This is a genomic window from Pseudorhodoferax soli (assembly GCF_003337555.1).
Lineage (GTDB): Bacteria > Pseudomonadota > Gammaproteobacteria > Burkholderiales > Burkholderiaceae_C > Pseudorhodoferax > Pseudorhodoferax soli.
This window is the reverse complement of record NZ_QPJK01000003.1, coordinates 514,679-531,208: the sequence shown is the minus strand read 5'-3', so window position 1 is coordinate 531,208 and position 16,530 is coordinate 514,679. Positions and strand designations below refer to the sequence as shown.

The window sequence follows — 16,530 nt, the reverse complement described above, 5'->3', positions numbered from 1 at the left end:
GGTCAGACCTTCGGCAGCTTGAACACCCAGAACGAGCCGCCCTGCGTGACGGTCTTGGTCAGGTCGGCCATGTCGCCGCCCCACAGCGGCACGGCGCCGCCGTAGCCCGAAGCGATGCCGATGTACTGCTCGCCGTCCTGCTCCCAGGTGGTCGGGATCGCAATGATCCCCGAGCCGGTCTGGAACTTCCACAGTTCGGTGCCGTCCTTGGCGTCGAAGATCTTCACGTAGCCGTTGGAGGTGCCTGTCACCACCAGGCCGCCGGCCGTCGCCAGCGTGCCGGCCCACAGCGGATAGACCTCCTTCTTCTCCCAGGCGATCTTGCCGGTCTGCGGGTCGAGCGCGCGCAGCGTGCCCACGTGGTCGTCGTGCAGGCGCTTGATGCGAAAGCCCATGCCCAGGTAGGCCGAGCCGGGCTTGTAGGCCAGGTGCTCGGCCCAGTAGTCCATGCCCCAGTGGTTGGCCGCGATGTAGAACAGGCCGGTCTCCGGGCTGTAGCTCATCGGGTTCCAGTTCTTGCCGCCCAGGAAAGGGGGCGAGACGAACACCGACTCGCCCTTGTCCTGTCCCTCGGGCGGCTGCTTGGGCCGCTGGTTCGGGTTCTCGATCGGCCGGCCGGTCTTCAGGTCGAAGCCCTTGGCCCAGGTCACGCCATCGACGAACGGGAACGCGGCCAGCAGCGCCGTGGGCTTGTTGGGGTAGCCCGCGCCCGTGGCCAGCTTGTTCACGTCGGTCACGAAGAAGAAGCCGTTGCGGTCGGCGTGTCCGCCGGCCTTGATGGTCTTGCCGTTCTTGTCCTTGTAGTCGAACAGCACGATCTCGTTGTTGCCCGAGAAGTCCCAGGTGTCGTTCGGCGTGTGCTGGAAGAAGCCCTTGAGCTCGCCCGTCGTCGCATCGACATACGCCTGGCCCGAGGTGAACAGGCTGTCGTACTTGGCCGGGTCGCCGCCCTGCGGCGTGCGCAGGTTGCCGTTCCAGGGCGCGGGGTTGCCCGCGCCGATCACGATGGTGTTGGTTTCGGGGTCGAAGGTGGCACTCTGCCATGGCGCGCCGCCGCCCTGGCTCCAGGGCTGGACCTTGCCGGTGGCGCTCTTGGGGTCGCTGGGCCAGGACGGCGCCTTGGGGTCGCCGGTGTGGGTCCCGGGCTTGCCATCCAGCCGGCCCTGGTGGCCCTCGACCAGCGGCCGGGCCCAGACCTCCTCCCCGGTCTCCGGGTCGCGGGCGAACAGCCAGCCGACCACGCCGAATTCGTCGCCCGAGCTGCCGTGGATCAGCAGCACGCGGCCGTTCTTCTCCTTCACCAGCGTGGGAGCGCCGGTCATGGTGTAGCCCACCTTGTGGTCGCCGAACTTCTTGTTCCAGACCACCTTGCCGGTGTCCTTGTTGAGCGCCACCACGCGCGCATCCAGCGTGCCGAAGTAGACCTTGTCGCCGTAGATGGCGGCGCCGCGGTTGACCACGTCGCAGCACGGCCGAATGTCGTCGGGCAGGCGGTGCTCGTAGGCCCAGAGCTGCTTGCCGGTCTTGGCGTCGAGCGCAAAGATGCGCGAGTACGAGGCCGTCACGTAGACCACGCCGTTGTGCACCAGCGCCTGCGTCTCCTGGCCACGCTGCTTCTCGCCACCGAACGAGAAGCTCCAGGCCGGCGCCAGCTTGGCCACGTTGCTGCGGTCGATCTGCTTGAGCGTGGAGAAGCGCTGGCCCTTCAGGCCCATGCCGTAGCTCAGCACGTCCTTGGGGCTGGCGTGGTCGTTGGCGATCTCGTCCCAGCTGACGCCGGGGCTGTCGGTCTGCGCGTGGGCCGCCGTGGCCAGCAGCAGGGCTGCGGCGATGGCGATGGTGGTCTTGTGCATGGGTGGTCTCCTCGGTGGTTGGATGGGTGCCGTGTCAATCGGGCTTCTTGCTGTCGACGTAGCTGCGGATGGCCCAGATGGCCTCCTGCGTGAAGATCTCCTTGAACGGCGGCATGTACACGCGCCCGTCGCGCGTGCGGCCCTGCATCACGGTGGTGAAGAAGTACTGGTCCATCTCCACCATGCAGGCCTTGTCTGGCTTCTTCGCGTCGCCGCAGTCGGCGTTGAGCTTGCGCAGGTCGGGCGCGATGCCGCCCGACTTGGCCTCCAGCCCATGGCAGCGTGCGCAGTTGGCGTTGTAGGCCGAGCTGCCGATGCGCACGGCCTCGCCATTGGCTGCGGCCTTGCTGCCGACCACGCTGTAGGGGTTGTCCTCCAGCGGCTTGTCGCCGAGGGGCGGCAGGGTGTGGGTGTCCACGGCCTGCGGGGCCATGTCGCCGTGGGCGAAGGCGGGCCCGGCCTGGCCCAGTGCCAGGGCCAGCGCTGCGATCAGGGTGCGTACGGTTTTCATGGGGTGTGTCTCGTCGTTCGGGCATGCAGCGGCCCGGCCTGCTGCGTTGCGCAGCAGGCGAGGGCGTCGTCGTGGGGGTACTAGCGGCTCAGAAGAAGCCCAGCTTGTTCTCGCTGTAGCTGACCAACAGGTTCTTGGTCTGCTGGTAGTGGTCCAGCATCATCTTGTGGTTCTCGCGGCCGATGCCCGATTGCTTGTAGCCACCGAAGGCGGCGTGCGCCGGGTACTGGTGGTAGCAGTTGGTCCACACGCGGCCGGCCTGGATGCCCTTGCCCATGCGGAAGGCGCGGTTCATGTCGCGGCTCCAGACGCCGGCGCCCAGGCCGTACAGCGTGTCGTTGGCGATGGCCAGCGCTTCGTCCTCGTCCTTGAAGGTGGTGACCGAGACCACCGGGCCGAAGATCTCTTCCTGGAAGATGCGCATCTTGTTGTGGCCCAGGAACACGGTGGGTTGCACGTAGTAGCCGCCGGCCAGCTCGCCCTCGAGGTGGCTGCGCGCGCCACCGGTCAGCACGGCCGCGCCCTCCTGGCGACCGATGTCCAGGTAAGACAGGATCTTCTCGAGCTGCTCGCCCGAAGCCTGCGCGCCGATCATGGTCGACATGTCCAGCGGGTTGCCTTGCTTGATGGCATTGACGCGCTGCAGCGCGCGTTCCATGAAGCGGTCGTAGATGGATTCCTGGACCAGCGCACGGCTCGGGCAGGTGCAGACCTCGCCCTGGTTCAGCGCGAACATCGCAAAGCCCTCGAGCGCCTTGTCGAAGAAGCCGTCGTCCTGGTCCAGCACGTCGGCGAAGAAGATGTTGGGGCTCTTGCCGCCGAGCTCCAGCGTGACCGGGATCAGGTTCTGGCTCGCGTACTGCGAGATCAGCCGGCCCGTGGTGGTCTCGCCCGTGAAGGCGATCTTGCCGATGCGGTTGGACGAGGCCAGCGGCTTGCCGGCTTCCACGCCGAAGCCGTTCACGATGTTCAGCACGCCGGGCGGCAGCAGGTCGCCGATGATCTCGGCCAGCACCAGGATGGAGACAGGCGTCTGTTCGGCGGGTTTGAGCACCACGCAGTTGCCGGCGGCCAGCGCGGGCGCCAGCTTCCAGATCGCCATCAGCAGCGGGAAGTTCCAGGGAATGATCTGGCCCACGACGCCGATGGGCTCGTGGAAGTGGTAGGCGTAGGTCTCGTGGTCGATCTGGCTGATACCGCCTTCCTGGGCGCGCACGCAGGCCGCGAAGTAGCGGAAGTGGTCGATGCCCAGCGGCAGGTCGGCGGCCATGGTCTCGCGGATCGGCTTGCCGTTGTCCCAGGTCTCGGCCGTGGCCAGCAGTTCGATGTTCTCCTGCATGCGGTCGGCGATCTTGTTCAGGATGTTGGCGCGCTCGGTGGTGGAGGTCTTGCCCCACGCGGCCTTGGCCTTGTGGGCGGCATCCAGTGCCAGCTCGATGTCGGCCGCCTGGGAGCGCGGCACTTCGCAGAACGGCTTGCCCGTGATCGGCGTGACGTTCTCGAAGTACTGGCCGTCCACCGGTTCCACCCAGGTGCCGCCGATGAAGTTGCCATAGCGCTTCTTGAAAGGCACTGCTGTGGCGAATTTGCCGGGTTCGAGCATGTCCATTGTTGACTCCGTCTGTGTGTGATCCGCCCCGCGACATGCGGTGGCTGGCCTGGACCAGTGCAAGCGGCAGGCCCGCCGGCATGGACACAAACACCGGGGGGGTGTTCAGAGGGAGACGGTGCTGACGCGGGCTGGCATGCCGCGAATTGCGACAGCCGCGGCGTGCAGGCGGCGACGCGCTTGTCGCGCCTTGCGACAGGCGCGGGTTTGCCTAGTACAGCCGGATCGCGATGTCGAAGTGCCAGGTGCGGCGGATCTCCACCACATCGAAGTCGCGCGCCAGCCGCGGCGGAAACGCCGGGTAGTTGGCCTGGCCCTGCACGATGCCGCGCACCGCATCGTCGATGGCCGCAACGCCGCTGGAGCGCACGAAGGTGATCGATTCGACCGAGCCGTCGCGGCGCACGGCGACCGTCACGACGGGTGGCTGGTGCGGCTGTCGGAGCAGTTCACGCACCGGCTCGATCGTCATGTTGAGTTCGATCTTGCGGCTCCAGGCGTCGCCGTACAGGCGCAACTCCTCGTTCGGATCGCCGCGCGCGAGGTTGCGGCCGCGCCTGGCATTGCTCCACGACGAGGGCAGGTCGGGCGCCGCGCGCGCCGCGGCTTCGGCGGCGGCACGCTGGTCGGCCTCGGCGTTCAACTGCCGGCCGATCGCACGCAGCCGCTCTTCGCGCTGCGCCTCGTAGGCGCGGGCGGCCTCGCGTTTGGCGGCCTCGGCCAGGGCGGCCGCCGGGCGCTGCTCTGCAGCCTGCGGTGCAGCCGCGTCCTGGGCTGTGGCGCGCCGGGCGCTGTCCTGCTCCGCGGCCTGCTGGGCTGCGGCCCGCTGGGCGGCTTCCGCTTGGGCTTGTGCCTGGGCTGCGGCCTGGCGGTCGGCCGCCTCCCGTGCGGCTGCGGCTTGCGCAGCTTGTTGCCGCTCAGCCTCCTGGCGGGCTGCTGCGGCCTGGGCGGCCTCGCGGCGCGCGGTCTCCTGTTGCGCAGCGGCCTGGCGTTCCGCGTCCTGCCGGGCGGCCTCCCGGCGTGCAGCCTCTTCCTGGCGTGCAGCCTCTTCCTGACGTGCGGCCTCTTCCTGGCGCGCAGTCTCTTCCTGGCGTGCCGCGGCTTGGCGCCTTGCTTCCTGGCGCTCGGCCTCGCGCCTGGCCGCTTCGGCGAGCGCAGCTTCTTCGCTGGCCGCTAGCTGGCGTGCTGCCTCCTGCCGCTGCGCGGCCTGGCGTTCCGCCTCTTGCCGGGCGGCATCCCGCCGCGCAGCCTCTTCCTGCCGTGCCGCGGCCTGGCGCGTTGCTTCCTGCAGCCGGGCCTCGCGCTCGGCGGCTTCGGCGCGCACGGCTTCTTCGCGGGCGACGCGTTGGGCTGCCTCCTGCTGTGTGGCCTCGCGGCGCAAGGCTTCGGTGCGCTCGGCTTCCTGTTGCGCCGCCGCCTGTTGCACCTGCACCTGCGCCTGCACCTGCGCTTGCCGTTCAGCTTCGGCGCGGACGGCTGCCCTGCGAGCGGCCTCCTGGCGCGCCGCCTGTTCCTGTGCCGCAGCGTCCGCGGCGGCCTCGCGGCGCTCCAGCGCCAGCCGCGCAGCCTCGGCCTGCGCCGCCTGCTGGCGCGCCATGTCCTGCTGTGCTGCCTCTTCCCGTTCGGCTTGCGCATGCAGGGCCTCGCGCTGCAGGACTTGCTGGCGTTCGACCTCGCGCTCGGCGGCCTGGGCCTGCGATGGCTGCTGTTGTGCGGCATCGCGCTGCGCCTGTTCGGCCTGCAGGATGGCCTGGCGTTCAGCCTCGATGCGGGCCGCTTCGGCCTGCGCGGCCCGGGCGCGTGCCGCGTCCCGAGCGGCTTGCTGCACGGCCTGTGCGCGTTGCTCGGCCTGCTGCTGCTCCTCGGCCTGCCGGGCAGCGGCTTCACGGTCTGCCTCTCGCTGTGCCAGGGCCGCCCGTGCGGCGTCCTGCTCGGCGGTGTCGGCGGCGGGTGTGCCCGCGTCGGCGGATGGCATGGCCAGCACGGCAGGCTTCGGGCTCGGCGCTGGCGCAGGTGTCGGCGCAGGTAGAGGTTGAGGCGCGGGAACCCTGACGGGTGCCACGACAGCAGGTGCCGGGGCCGCTGCCGTTGCGGGCGCCGGCGGCGTCTGCGCTGCGGGTGCGGCGGCGGCCGGGGCCTCTGCTTGCAGCACCACGCGCAGTTCCGGCAGCGCACCGCGCCGTTCCTGCCACGGAAAGACCAGGCCCGGCAGGCCGTACTCCGCGCTGCCGAAGGTCAGGCTCAGCACCAGCGCATGCACCAGCAGCGAGCCCAGCACGCCGCGCAGCAGCCCGGCACCCGGACGCAGCCTGGGCCGCCGCAGCCACTGGTTCTCGATGGAAAGGGAATCCGCTGGGACCGGCACGTGCTCTGGTTGCGCCACCGTGCGAGGCTCGCCGGGGCTTGTGGATCAGGCCGCGACTGTAGTGCAGCGCGCGCCCCGTCCAGCGCTTCAGGCCACGGCGCCGATCTGCTGGAGCGTCGCCAGCGCAGCGGCAGGCAGCACCAGCGACGCCGCCGCCAGGTTCTCGTGCAGGTGTGCCACCGACGAGGTGCCCGGGATCAGCAGCAGGTTGGGCGAGCGCTGCAGCAGCCAGGCCAGTGCCACCTGCATGGGCGTGGCACCGAGTGCGCTGGCGACGTCGGACAGCGCCGTCGACTGCAGCGGCGTGAACCCGCCCAGCGGGAAGAAGGGCACGTAGGCGATGCCCGCGGCCGCCAGTTCGTCGATCAGCGCATCGTCGCCGCGGTGCGCCAGGTTGTACTGGTTCTGCACGCAGACGATGGGGGCGATGCTGCGGCCCTGCGCGACCTGGGTGCGCGTGACGTTGGACAGACCGATGTGGCGCACCAGACCCTGGCGTTGCAGCTCGGCCAAGACCGTCAGCGGCGGCTCGAGGGATCCCTCGGCAGGCCCGTGCACGTCGAACATGGCCCGAAGGTTGACCACCTCGAGCACGTCCAGGCCGAGATGGCGCAGGTTGTCGTGCACCGCGGCCTTCAGCGCTTCGGCCGAGAACGCGGGCTGCCACGAGGCGTCCGCGCCGCGCACGGCGCCGATCTTCGTGACGATGGTCAGCGCCTGCGTGTAGGGCTGCAGCGCCTCGCGGATCAGCTGGTTGGTGGTGTGCGGGCCGTAGAAGTCGCTGGTGTCGATGTGGTCCACGCCCGCGTCGACGGCTGCGCGCAACACCGCCAGCGCGGCCGCCCGGTCCTTCGGCGGTCCGAACACGCCGGGCCCGGCCAGCTGCATGGCGCCGTAGCCGAGCCGGCCGACGCGGCGGTCGCCAAGAAGATAAGTGCCTGCTGCGGCAAGGTTCGAAGAGGTCATGCAAGTGCTCGATGGGTTGGGTTGAAGGCCAATGTAGGCGGCCGGTCGGCGTTCGACAATCCGTGCAATCGGCACAGGTTGTGCGGAATCGTGAACAATCAACCGCATGACCACCGAGCTTGCCGACATCCACGCCTTCGTCGCCGTGGCGCGCGCCGCGGGCTTTCGCGAGGCCGCCCGCGCCACGGGCAGCAGCGCCTCGCGCCTCAGCGAGGCCGTGCGGCGCCTGGAAGACCGGCTGGGCGTGCGGCTGCTCAACCGCACCACGCGCAGCGTGGCGCCGACCGAGGCCGGCGCGCAGCTGCTGGAGCGGCTGGAACCTGCACTGAAGGAGGTGCACGCCGCGCTCGACCTGGCCAACGGATTCCGCGGCAAGCCCGCCGGCACGCTGCGGCTCAATGTGCCCGTCAGCGCATCGCGGCTCGTGCTGCCGCGCATCGTCCCGGCGTTTCTCGCGGCCTATCCGGACATCCGGCTCGAAGTGGTCGCCGAAGACGGCTTCGTCGACGTGCTGGCCGCCGGCTGCGATGCCGGCATCCGCTACGACGAGCGGCTGGAGCAGGACATGATCGCCATCCCCATCGGACCGCGCGAGCAGCGCTTCGCCGCGGCCGCTTCGCCGGCCTACCTGGCGCAGCGCGGGCGGCCCAGGCACCCGCGCGACCTGCTGGCCCACGCCTGCCTGCGCGGCCAGTTCGCCAGCGGGGCCAAGCCGGCGTGGGAGTTCGAGCGCAGGGGCGAGCAAGTCAAGATCGAGCCCACCGGGCCTTTGCTGGTGCGCATCGGCGCGGCGGCCGACCTCGCCGTGGATGCGGCCGTGGCCGGCGTCGGCGTGATCTACCTGTTCGAGGACTGGCTGCGGCCCTACATCGCACGCGGCGAACTCGAGCCCGTGCTGGAGCCCTGGTGGCCGCGTTTCTCCGGGCCCTTCCTCTACTACCCTGGCCGGCGCCACCAGCCGGCCCCGCTGCGGGCCTTCGTGGACTTCGTCAAGGCGCTGCCGCCTTGGCAGGTGGGCTGAGCGCTGCCTGGGGGAAAGCGACAGGAAGATTCGCAACTTGCGACAAACCGGCCGGCGCGCTGCCCGCTACGATCCTGGCCAGCACCCCGCACTACGGAGACAAGCCATGACGGAGGCCCCCGCCCCGGCCCACCCGCTCGACGGGTGCGATCCGATCGACCTGGCCCGCGACCTGTTCTTCCGCCAGGGCCGCGAGGCCACCGGCATTGCCGAGCCCATCGCGCGCTCCTGGCTGCGCAGCCGGCACCTGCCCTGGCAGCACCACCAGCTGGAGCCGATCACACTGGGTGAACTGGACGAGCGGCGCGAGCAGTCGCTGCGCCTTCTGGCCTGCGCCCAGCCGGAGCTCGACGGCCTGGCCGAGCATGCGGCGGGCAACGGCTGCGTGGTGATCCTGACCGATCCGAGGGGGCTGATCCTGCACGAGATCGGCAGCCCCGATTTCCTGCCCAAGGCCGAGCGCATCGCGCTCAAGCCCGGCGTGGAGTGGTCCGAAGGCCTGCGCGGCACCAATGCCATCGGCATGGCGCTCGTCGAGCGCCATGCCGTCATGGTGCTGGGCGGCGAGCACTACCTGGCCCCCTATGCGCAGCTCGGCTGCGCCGCCGCGCCCATCCTGGACGGCCGCGGCGCGGTGGCCGGCGTGCTGGACATCTCGGGCGACACGCAGCGCGTGAACCAGCATGCGCTGGGCCTGGTGCGCATGTCGGCCCAGCAGGTCGAGCACCGCATGCTGCTGGCCGGTGCCCAGGGCCATGTGCTGCGCTTCCATGCCCGCCCCAGCCTGATCGGCACGCCGCGCGAGGCCATGCTGGTGATCACCGATGGCCGCATCGCCGCGGCCAACCGGCTCGCGCTGGAGCTGTTCGACAGCGACTGGCTCGGCCTGCTGGACCGCGACATCCGCAGCCTGCTGGGCCGCGACTGGGGCCGGCTGGAGCACCAGCGCGGCCTGCTCACGCTGCCGGGCGGCCGCCAGATCGCCGGCGTGGTCGAGCGCCTGGGCGCACCCCTGCATGCCGCGCCGCGCCGCCGTGCCGACGAGGTGCAGGACATCGGGCCCGACGCCGATCCGCTGGCACCGCTGCTGGCCAAGGCGGCGCGCGTGCTCGACCAGGGCGTGCCCGTGCTCGTGACCGGCGAGACCGGCAGCGGCAAGGACGTGTTCGCGCGGCGGCTGCATGCGGCCAGCCGGCGCAGCGCCGGCCCCTTCGTGGCGCTGGACTGTGCCTCGCTGCCCGAGAACCTGATCGAGGCCGAACTGTTCGGCTACGAGGACGGCGCCTTCACCGGCGCGCGCAAGCGCGGCAGCCCGGGCCGCGTGCGCGAGGCCGATGGCGGCATCCTGTTCCTGGACGAGATCGGCGAGATGCCGCTCGGCCTGCAGAGCCGGCTGCTGCGCGTGCTGGAGAACCGCGTGGTGGTGCCGCTGGGTGGCGGGCGTCCCGTGCCGGTGGATTTCGACCTGGTCTGCGCCACGCACCAGAGCCTGGAGGCCATGGTGCAGGCCGGCCGCTTCCGTGCCGACCTCATGTACCGCCTGGCCGGCTTCACGGCGAGCCTGCCGGCGCTGCGCGAGCGTGCCGACCGGCGCGCCCTCATCGCACGCTTGTTCGATGAGCTGGGCGGCCGGCAGCGCCGCCTGCGGCTCTGCGCAGAAGCGCTGGACAGGCTGGCCGCGCACAGCTGGCCCGGCAATGTGCGCGAACTGCGCAGCGTGCTGAAGTCGCTGGTTGCACTGGCGGAGGAGGGCGACGCGCTGGGGCTGGACGCATTGCCGGCGGCCCTGTGCGCTGCCATGCCGGCGGCTGCTGCGCCCGCGGTGCCTGCCGGCGCGGTGGGCCGGCCGGCCGCTGCCACCGAGTCGCTGCGCGATGCAACCCGGTCGGCCATCGCGCAGGCGCTGGAGGCCACGGGCAACGACGTGGCGCAGGCGGCCCGGCTGCTGGGCGTGCACCGCAGCACCGTCTACAGGCACCTGGCACGGCAGCAGCCGTAGAAAGCGCGGAAGAGGGCGGGCAAGGGCAGGACGAGGGCGGCGCGCTGTGCCTGCCTCAAACGCCGAATGTTGGAGGGTCTGGGGGACGTTTCCGAGGGCGGTGCCTCAAACCACGACTGCCGCCTCGTGGTTTGAAGCAGAGGCGGCTCAGGCCGCGAGCGGGGCTTCGACCACCGGCATGTGCGGGCGGCGCAGCACGTGCACAGTTTTGGTCTTGGTGTCGTAGATGAAGTCGGAGATCAGCCGGCGTTCCTTGAGCACGTCCAGCGCCTCCAGCAGGTTGCGGCGAAAGCCCGACAGGCAGGTGGCCGTCGAGCCGCTGAGGCCGAACAGGGTCTCGACCTTGTACGGAAACGGCGTCTCGTGCGTGCTGAAGAAGCCGTAGATCCACTGCGCCAGCGGCGTCAGGCCCAGGCGTTCTTCGCCATTGAGCAAGGTGAAGGCATCGGGCTGGAACAACTCCAGGATGTTGGGGTCGAGGTAGAGCCGCCACTTCTCGCGCGACTTGGAGCCTGCATCGGACCACTCCAGCCGCATGATCAGGTTGCCCGAGAAGCCCTTGCCATTGGGCTTGTCGACCCAGACGGAGCCTTCTCGCATGCGGGCGATGGAGTCGCGCAGGCGCTTGTAGGTGTCGCCGCTGTTGCCCCAGCCGATGGCCACGCCGAGCGAACTCGCAGACACCTCCACCTGGTCGCCGATGGGCTGCATGCGGGCCAGGTGGACGACCTGCAGCCACACGGTCAGGTCGTCCTGGCGCAGTTCCTTGCCGGTGTAGCGGATCTCCTGGCCGGCCACGGAGACGATGACCTGGCGGTCGAAGCTGCGGCGCGGCTTGCGCTTGTCGGCGCAGGTGAACAGGGCCGAGCGGGCCAGCGCGTTGGGCGCGCCACGCACGCGTTCGCCCCACAGCGGCAGCTGGGTGGGCCCGGCGAGCAGCATGCCGTGGGACTTGCGTTTGGACTTGGGAAGGGTGGCGAGGTCGGTCATCGGGCCGCGACGATATCAGCCGCCTGTCGTCGCTTGACGCAGGAGTCTCGTGGTTTGAATCAAGCTGTTCGTGCCTTGATGCAGCCGGCGGGTTGGCTGGCCAGCGTGTGCAGCGCCCTGGAAACGGCATCTGTCGTCGTTTGAGGCAATGATCGGGGCGTTGCAGGCCTGCAGACCCGCTGGATCGTGGTTTGAAGCAGGCCTGTTTGTCGTGGTTTGACACCGATGCGGCGACCAGCGGGATTCGTGGTTTGAGACAGCTTCTTGCGCACCCGGTCGCGCGGGCCCATGCGCCAGGAACCACCCGGGGCCAGCCCCGGACCCCTTCCGCCATCGATTCCGGCAAGCCGGAATCGACGGCGGCTGCGTTCACTGATTAAGAATTTGATTAATCAACAAGGATTAGAGACGGATTAGAGAGTGATTAGTGGGGCGCCAATGTCCATGCAAGTCGTTGATCTGCATGGAACTTTTCGAAACCCCTCCGATTCATTCGCCGAGTGGTGGCGCCTCATCAGACGAGTGCAGCGGCTTCATCCCGCGATGCGGCCGGCGTCATCCCACGACACGGGCTGATTCATGTCCCGATGGGCGGCCTGTGCCTCGGCGTGATTCAAACCCCGACAGAGGCGCGTCGGTACCGTGCCTCAAACCACGATGGGCTTGTCGCCAACGCGTGCGTCATGCCACGAGAAGCGTTCCGCGGCAGCGTGCGTCAAACCACGACGATGGGTTGCTCCAGCCGTGCATGCGGCGATTCGTGGTTTGAGACAGCTGCGGCCCGCGGCATGGCAGCCCCTACCATGGCTGCATGAGACAGCCCATCGGAAAGCGCGTGCACTCCACGCCGGTGCAGCGGTGCCGCAACTGAACGCCGGCGCAAGGCTGCAGGGCACGCGCACGACGACGGTGCTGCTGGGCCTGGCGCAGACGCTGGCCTGGGCCTCGTCGTACTACCTGCCGGCCATTCTTGCGGGTGCCATCGGCCAGGACCTGGGCATGTCGCGCGCCACCGTGTTCGGTGCGTTCTCGGTGGCCTTGCTGGTGGCTGCGGCCACGGGGCCGTTCGCAGGCCGGCTGATCGACCGGCACGGCGGCCGGCCGGTGCTCGTGGCCAGCAACCTGGTGTTCGCCGCGGGGCTGGGGGCCCTGGGCCTCGCGCAGCAGCCACTGCAGGTGTTCGGGGCCTGGGCCGTGATGGGCCTGGCGATGGGCAGCGGCCTCTACGAAGCCGCGTTCGCCACCGCGGTGCGGCTGCATGGAGCGCAGGCCAGGCGCACGATCACGGGGATCACCTTGTTCGCCGGCTTCGCCAGCACCGTGGGCTGGCCGCTCACGGCCTGGCTGGAAAGCAGCCTGGGCTGGCGTGGTGCCTGCCTGGTGTGGGCAGGCCTGCACCTGCTGGTGGGCCTGCCGCTCAATGCCATGCTGCCTGCGGCTGCGCGCGCGCCTGCCGCCCCTGCAGAGGCCGCAAGCCCGGCCAGCCCACCGGCCGCCCTGGCCCCGCCGCAGCAACGCGCTGCGGCCCTGCTGCTGGCCTTCGTGTTCGCCGTGACCTGGTTCATCAGCACGGCCATGGCGGCGCATCTGCCGCAACTGCTGCTGGCCGCGGGGGCCGGCATGGCGGCAGCGGTCGGCACGGCCGCGCTGGTGGGGCCGGCGCAGGTCGCTGGGCGTCTGATCGAATTCGCATTCCTGGCCCGGGCGCATCCGCTGCTGTCGGCGCGCCTGGCCACGCTCGGCCATCCGCTGGGCGTGCTGTGCATCGTGCTCATCGGCAGCCCCGCGGCGGCGGCCTTCGCGGTACTGCATGGGCTGGGCAACGGCATCCTGACCATCGCCATCGGAACGCTGCCGCTGCTGCTGTTCGGCGCCAGGGGCTATGGCGAGCGGCAGGGCCTGCTGATGGTGCCGGCCCGCATCGTGCAGGCCGGCGCGCCCTTCCTCTTCGGGCTGGCGGTGCAGCGGCTGGGTGCGGGCGCGCTGTGGCTGTCGGCCGGGCTGGGCCTGGCCGCCTGCCTCGCACTGGGCCGGCTGGCGCGCGAGCTGCGCCGCTGAAGCCCGGTGTGCCCGCTCAGCGCATGCGCGCGGTGTAGCCGCTGTCGATCCAGGCCTGCGCCTTGTCCGTGTTGAGCTTGAAATCGGCCGCCACGCGGGCCTGGCCCAGCGTCTCGCCCGCTTCGTCCTGCGCCGTGAGCACCGCATAGGGGTACTCCTCGTCCGGCACGATGGTCAAGGCGACGCGGATGCGCTCGGAGCCTGCGCCCACGCTGACCTCCTTGTGCAGCCGCGCATGCAGTTGCTGCTCGTGCCGGCGCAGCACTTCATTGGCGGTCTTCACCAGCGTGTGGAAGGCGGGTGCGTCCAGCGGCTTGGGGTTCTTCTTGTCGCGGCCCATGGTCCAGGGGCCTGTCAGTGCGGGTTCGGATTCGCCGTGCAACGTCATCGACACGGCCCAGCCGTCGTCGTCCTCGTTCTTGATCACGCGGGCCGTCCAGCGTTCATCGCGCCACAGGCGGGGCTCCTGGATGGCAGTGTCGGCAGCTTCGCCGTGAGGTGCATCGTCGGGAATGTCGGTCATCGCGCCATTGTCCGGCACGCGTGCGGCCGCGGGCCCCGGCAGTTCCCTTCGCCGCGGGCGCAGCCGCTGCTGCGCCCGTCATCGATGTGGCGGGGCCGCCCACTCCCGCTTGAGGTAGTGCACTTTCGGATGCTCTCGCAGGAACACGCAACACTGCACCCAGGTCGATGCGTCCCGGTGGGTGTCCGCCGCGCGGCCAAGATGGTCGGACACCGTCTGCATCATGGCCGCGCACATCTCGGGCGGCCGCGGGTTGGTGAGCCAGAGGGTCGCGACGAGTTGCTGCGCGTGCGGATCGGTGCCGCTGAGCGCGACGGCAATCGGTGTCACGCGTGACTTGAGGTCCGCCAGCGCAGCCCAGCCGGGCTCCGCCAGCGCCAGGTGGAGCGACTGCAGGACCGGCGCCCAGGGGATCGCGGCCAGCAAGGGCGGCGAAGCCTCGATGACGATGTGCGGCATGGGCCTCGTCCCTCAATCGGGCTTGATGCCGACGTCGCGGATCAACTTCTGCCAGCGCGAACGCTCGCTCGCCATGAGGCTGGCGAAGGCCTGCGGCGAGTTGTCGATGCGCACGGACCCGAGTTCGGCCAGCTTGTCCTGCGTGGCCTGCTGCGCCAGCGCCGCGCGCATCTGCTGGACCAGCCAAGCGGTGCGGTCGGCCGGTGTTGCGGCCGGTGCGAGAAAGCCGTACCACCCGCCGATCACCGCGTCCACGCCGGCGGCCTTGAGCGTGGGCACCTGCGGCAGCGCCGGGATGCGTTCGGCCGACGTGACGGCCAGCGCCTTGAGCCGCCCGCCCTGCACATGCTGCAGGATTGCCGGTGACGCCTCGAACACCATCTGCACCGTGCCGCCCAGCACGTCGTTGAGCGCAGGGGCCGAGCCGCGGTAGGGGATGTGCAGGATGGACGTGCCGGTCTGCCGCTTGACGAGTTCGCCCGCCAGGTGTTGCGGCGTGCCGTTGCCGGCCGAGGCGTACGAGAACTTGCCGGGCTGCGCGCGCAGCAGTGCCAGCGCCTCCTGCACCGTCGTGGCGGGAAACGAGGGGTGCACGGCCCAGACCAGCGGCACGGAGGCGGCCAGCGCCAGCGGCGTGAAGTCCTTGGCCGGGTCGAAGTTCAGCTTGGGATACAGCGCCGGGTTGGCGGCCATCGGGCCGAGCGCGCCCAGCAGCAGCGTGTGGCCGTCGGCCTCGCCGCGTGCGACCGATTCGGTGCCGATGTTGCCGCCGGCGCCGCTGCGGTTGTCGACGATGACGGTGGCGCCGCTCTGCGTTTGCAGCGCATTCGCCATCAGGCGGGAGACGGCGTCGGTGGTCGCTCCCGCCGGATACGGGCAGACGATGCGGATCGGCCTGGACGGAAAGGCCTGGGCGTGTGCGGAAGGCGCGGCACCGAGTGCCGGGGCGGCGGCCGCGGCGCTGGTGTACTGCAGGAAATGGCGTCGTTGCATCGGGGTTCTCGCTGGAAGTTGTCTCGCGAAGAGCAGTGTCGGACCGTCCCTGCGCCGCCACAATCCGCTTTTTCTGGGCGGTGCTATCGGACAATCCGATCACCATGACCCGACGCCAGCGCGACCCGCTCGATCTCGTTTCGCTGCGCCAGCTGCGCTACTTCACGGCCGCCATGCGCGCCCGCAGCTTCAACGCCGCATCGCGCGATGCGGCGATCTCGCAGGCGGCCCTGTCGGAGCAGATCGCACTGCTGGAGGCGACGCTCGACGTGCAGTTGTTCGACCGCGCGAGCGGGCGCGCCGTGGCCACCGCGTCGGGCCACGAACTGGACCGGCGCGTCGCGGCCTGCCTCGGTGAACTGCAGGCCGCGCTGCGCGACGCGCAGGCGCGCGCCAACACCGTGGCAGGGCTGGTGCGGGTCGGGCTCGTGCAGTCCTATGCGGGTTGCTGGGTGCTGCCCGTGGTGCGCACGGCACAGGCCCTGGTCGAGGGCGTGTTGCGCGGCGACTTCGACCTGGCGGTCAGTTTCGACCCGGAGCCGCATGCGGACCTGGAGATCCTGCCGTGCTTCGTCGAGCCGGTGGTGGCCGTCGGCGCGGTGCCCGGGAAGGGGCGCGCGCTGCGGCTGGCCCAGCTCGCTCCGTGCCGCCTGGCCTTGTTGCCCAGCGAGTACGCGATGCGGCGCCAGCTCGATGGGGCGTTCGCCGCGCTCGGCCTCAAACCCCAGGTCCGCCTGGAGTCCGATGTGCTGGAGGATCTGGTGCGCGCCACGCAGGACGGCGGCACGGTGGCCCTGCTGAACGGCGCTGCTGCGTTGAGCCTGGGGGTCGACGGCGCCATTCCGATCCTGGACAAGACCCTGCGCCGCCAAGCCTGCCTCGTCCGCTCGCGCACGCGCCACCATACGCTGGCGGTCCGCCAGGTGTGGGACGCGCTGGTGGCCGCCACACCCAGATTTCCGAAGCCCTGGATGCGCTCCGCGCAGGCTGCTTAGGTCCGCGTCGACGCAGGGGCGGCGATGCCGCCTGGCGACATCTGCACGTTCTCCTGCGGGACCGACCATGCTTGCCACCGGATTTCAGCGGCGGGACCGGTTTGCACCTGCGTGGCACGCACCTGCTGTCGGCCGCGGGCCAGCACCTGCGTGTCGCCACGGGCGCCGCGGGTGCCGACCAGGTCCTG

The 16,530-nt window shown here is 70.4% G+C and carries 13 protein-coding genes; 4 read left to right on the top strand and 9 right to left on the bottom strand.

Going from position 1 to position 16,530, the window contains the following annotated elements; translation table 11 throughout:
• Nucleotides 1–2: 2 nt before the first annotated feature.
• From DES41_RS14130 to DES41_RS14110, 5 genes are all read right to left on the bottom strand, one after another.
• Nucleotides 3–1,853 carry a methanol/ethanol family PQQ-dependent dehydrogenase gene (locus DES41_RS14130; RefSeq protein WP_114468269.1) on the bottom strand — a complete coding sequence of 617 codons (1,851 nt, stop codon included), beginning with the start codon at nucleotides 1,851–1,853 and terminating at the stop codon, nucleotides 3–5.
• Nucleotides 1,854–1,887: 34 nt separating this feature from the next.
• Nucleotides 1,888–2,364, bottom strand: a complete 477-nt coding sequence (gene pedF / locus DES41_RS14125) for a cytochrome c-550 PedF (RefSeq protein ID WP_114468268.1) — start codon at nucleotides 2,362–2,364, stop codon at nucleotides 1,888–1,890.
• 88 nt (nucleotides 2,365–2,452) lie between these two features.
• Nucleotides 2,453–3,973, bottom strand: coding sequence for an aldehyde dehydrogenase (gene adh / locus DES41_RS14120; protein ID WP_114468267.1), 1,521 nt, complete (start codon nucleotides 3,971–3,973; stop codon nucleotides 2,453–2,455).
• 211 nt (nucleotides 3,974–4,184) lie between these two features.
• On the bottom strand, nucleotides 4,185–6,338 hold the full coding sequence (locus DES41_RS14115) for a TonB C-terminal domain-containing protein (RefSeq protein ID WP_114468266.1): 2,154 nt from the start codon (nucleotides 6,336–6,338) through the stop codon (nucleotides 4,185–4,187).
• A gap of 87 nt (nucleotides 6,339–6,425) precedes the next feature.
• Nucleotides 6,426–7,304, bottom strand: a complete 879-nt coding sequence (locus DES41_RS14110; RefSeq protein WP_114468265.1) for an aldo/keto reductase family oxidoreductase — start codon at nucleotides 7,302–7,304, stop codon at nucleotides 6,426–6,428.
• Nucleotides 7,305–7,410: 106 nt separating this feature from the next.
• Here DES41_RS14110 and DES41_RS14105 point away from each other — a divergent pair, with 106 nt between their 5' ends.
• Together DES41_RS14105 and DES41_RS14100 are read left to right on the top strand one after the other, a co-directional pair.
• Entirely contained in the window at nucleotides 7,411–8,325 is a 915-nt protein-coding gene (locus DES41_RS14105; RefSeq protein ID WP_114468264.1) for a LysR family transcriptional regulator, read from the top strand.
• Between the two features lie 106 nt (nucleotides 8,326–8,431).
• A complete protein-coding gene (locus DES41_RS14100; protein ID WP_114468263.1) occupies nucleotides 8,432–10,324 on the top strand; it encodes a sigma-54-dependent Fis family transcriptional regulator in 1,893 nt (630 codons plus the stop codon).
• Nucleotides 10,325–10,471: 147 nt separating this feature from the next.
• Here DES41_RS14100 and trfA read toward each other — a convergent pair whose 3' ends face one another.
• Nucleotides 10,472–11,314, bottom strand: coding sequence for a plasmid replication initiator TrfA (gene trfA, locus DES41_RS14095; RefSeq protein WP_114468262.1), 843 nt, complete (start codon nucleotides 11,312–11,314; stop codon nucleotides 10,472–10,474).
• Nucleotides 11,315–12,172: 858 nt separating this feature from the next.
• Between trfA and DES41_RS14090 the strand changes: the two genes are divergently transcribed.
• The gene (locus DES41_RS14090; RefSeq protein WP_425466362.1) at nucleotides 12,173–13,372 is read left to right on the top strand and encodes an MFS transporter; all 1,200 of its coding nucleotides are present in this window, start codon (nucleotides 12,173–12,175) and stop codon (nucleotides 13,370–13,372) included.
• 16 nt (nucleotides 13,373–13,388) lie between these two features.
• Here DES41_RS14090 and DES41_RS14085 read toward each other — a convergent pair whose 3' ends face one another.
• The 3 genes from DES41_RS14085 to DES41_RS14075 form a co-directional block, all read right to left on the bottom strand.
• The gene (locus tag DES41_RS14085) at nucleotides 13,389–13,895 is read right to left on the bottom strand and encodes a hypothetical protein (protein WP_114468260.1); all 507 of its coding nucleotides are present in this window, start codon (nucleotides 13,893–13,895) and stop codon (nucleotides 13,389–13,391) included.
• 78 nt (nucleotides 13,896–13,973) lie between these two features.
• Nucleotides 13,974–14,354, bottom strand: coding sequence for a 5-carboxymethyl-2-hydroxymuconate Delta-isomerase (locus DES41_RS14080; RefSeq protein ID WP_114468259.1), 381 nt, complete (start codon nucleotides 14,352–14,354; stop codon nucleotides 13,974–13,976).
• A gap of 12 nt (nucleotides 14,355–14,366) precedes the next feature.
• Entirely contained in the window at nucleotides 14,367–15,347 is a 981-nt protein-coding gene (locus DES41_RS14075; protein WP_114468258.1) for a Bug family tripartite tricarboxylate transporter substrate binding protein, read from the bottom strand.
• A gap of 104 nt (nucleotides 15,348–15,451) precedes the next feature.
• On the opposite strand from DES41_RS14075, the gene DES41_RS14070 reads away from it, so the two are divergent.
• Nucleotides 15,452–16,342 (top strand): LysR family transcriptional regulator, encoded by an 891-nt coding sequence (locus DES41_RS14070; RefSeq protein WP_245965699.1) that lies wholly within the window; start codon nucleotides 15,452–15,454, stop codon nucleotides 16,340–16,342.
• Nucleotides 16,343–16,530 lie beyond the last annotated feature (188 nt).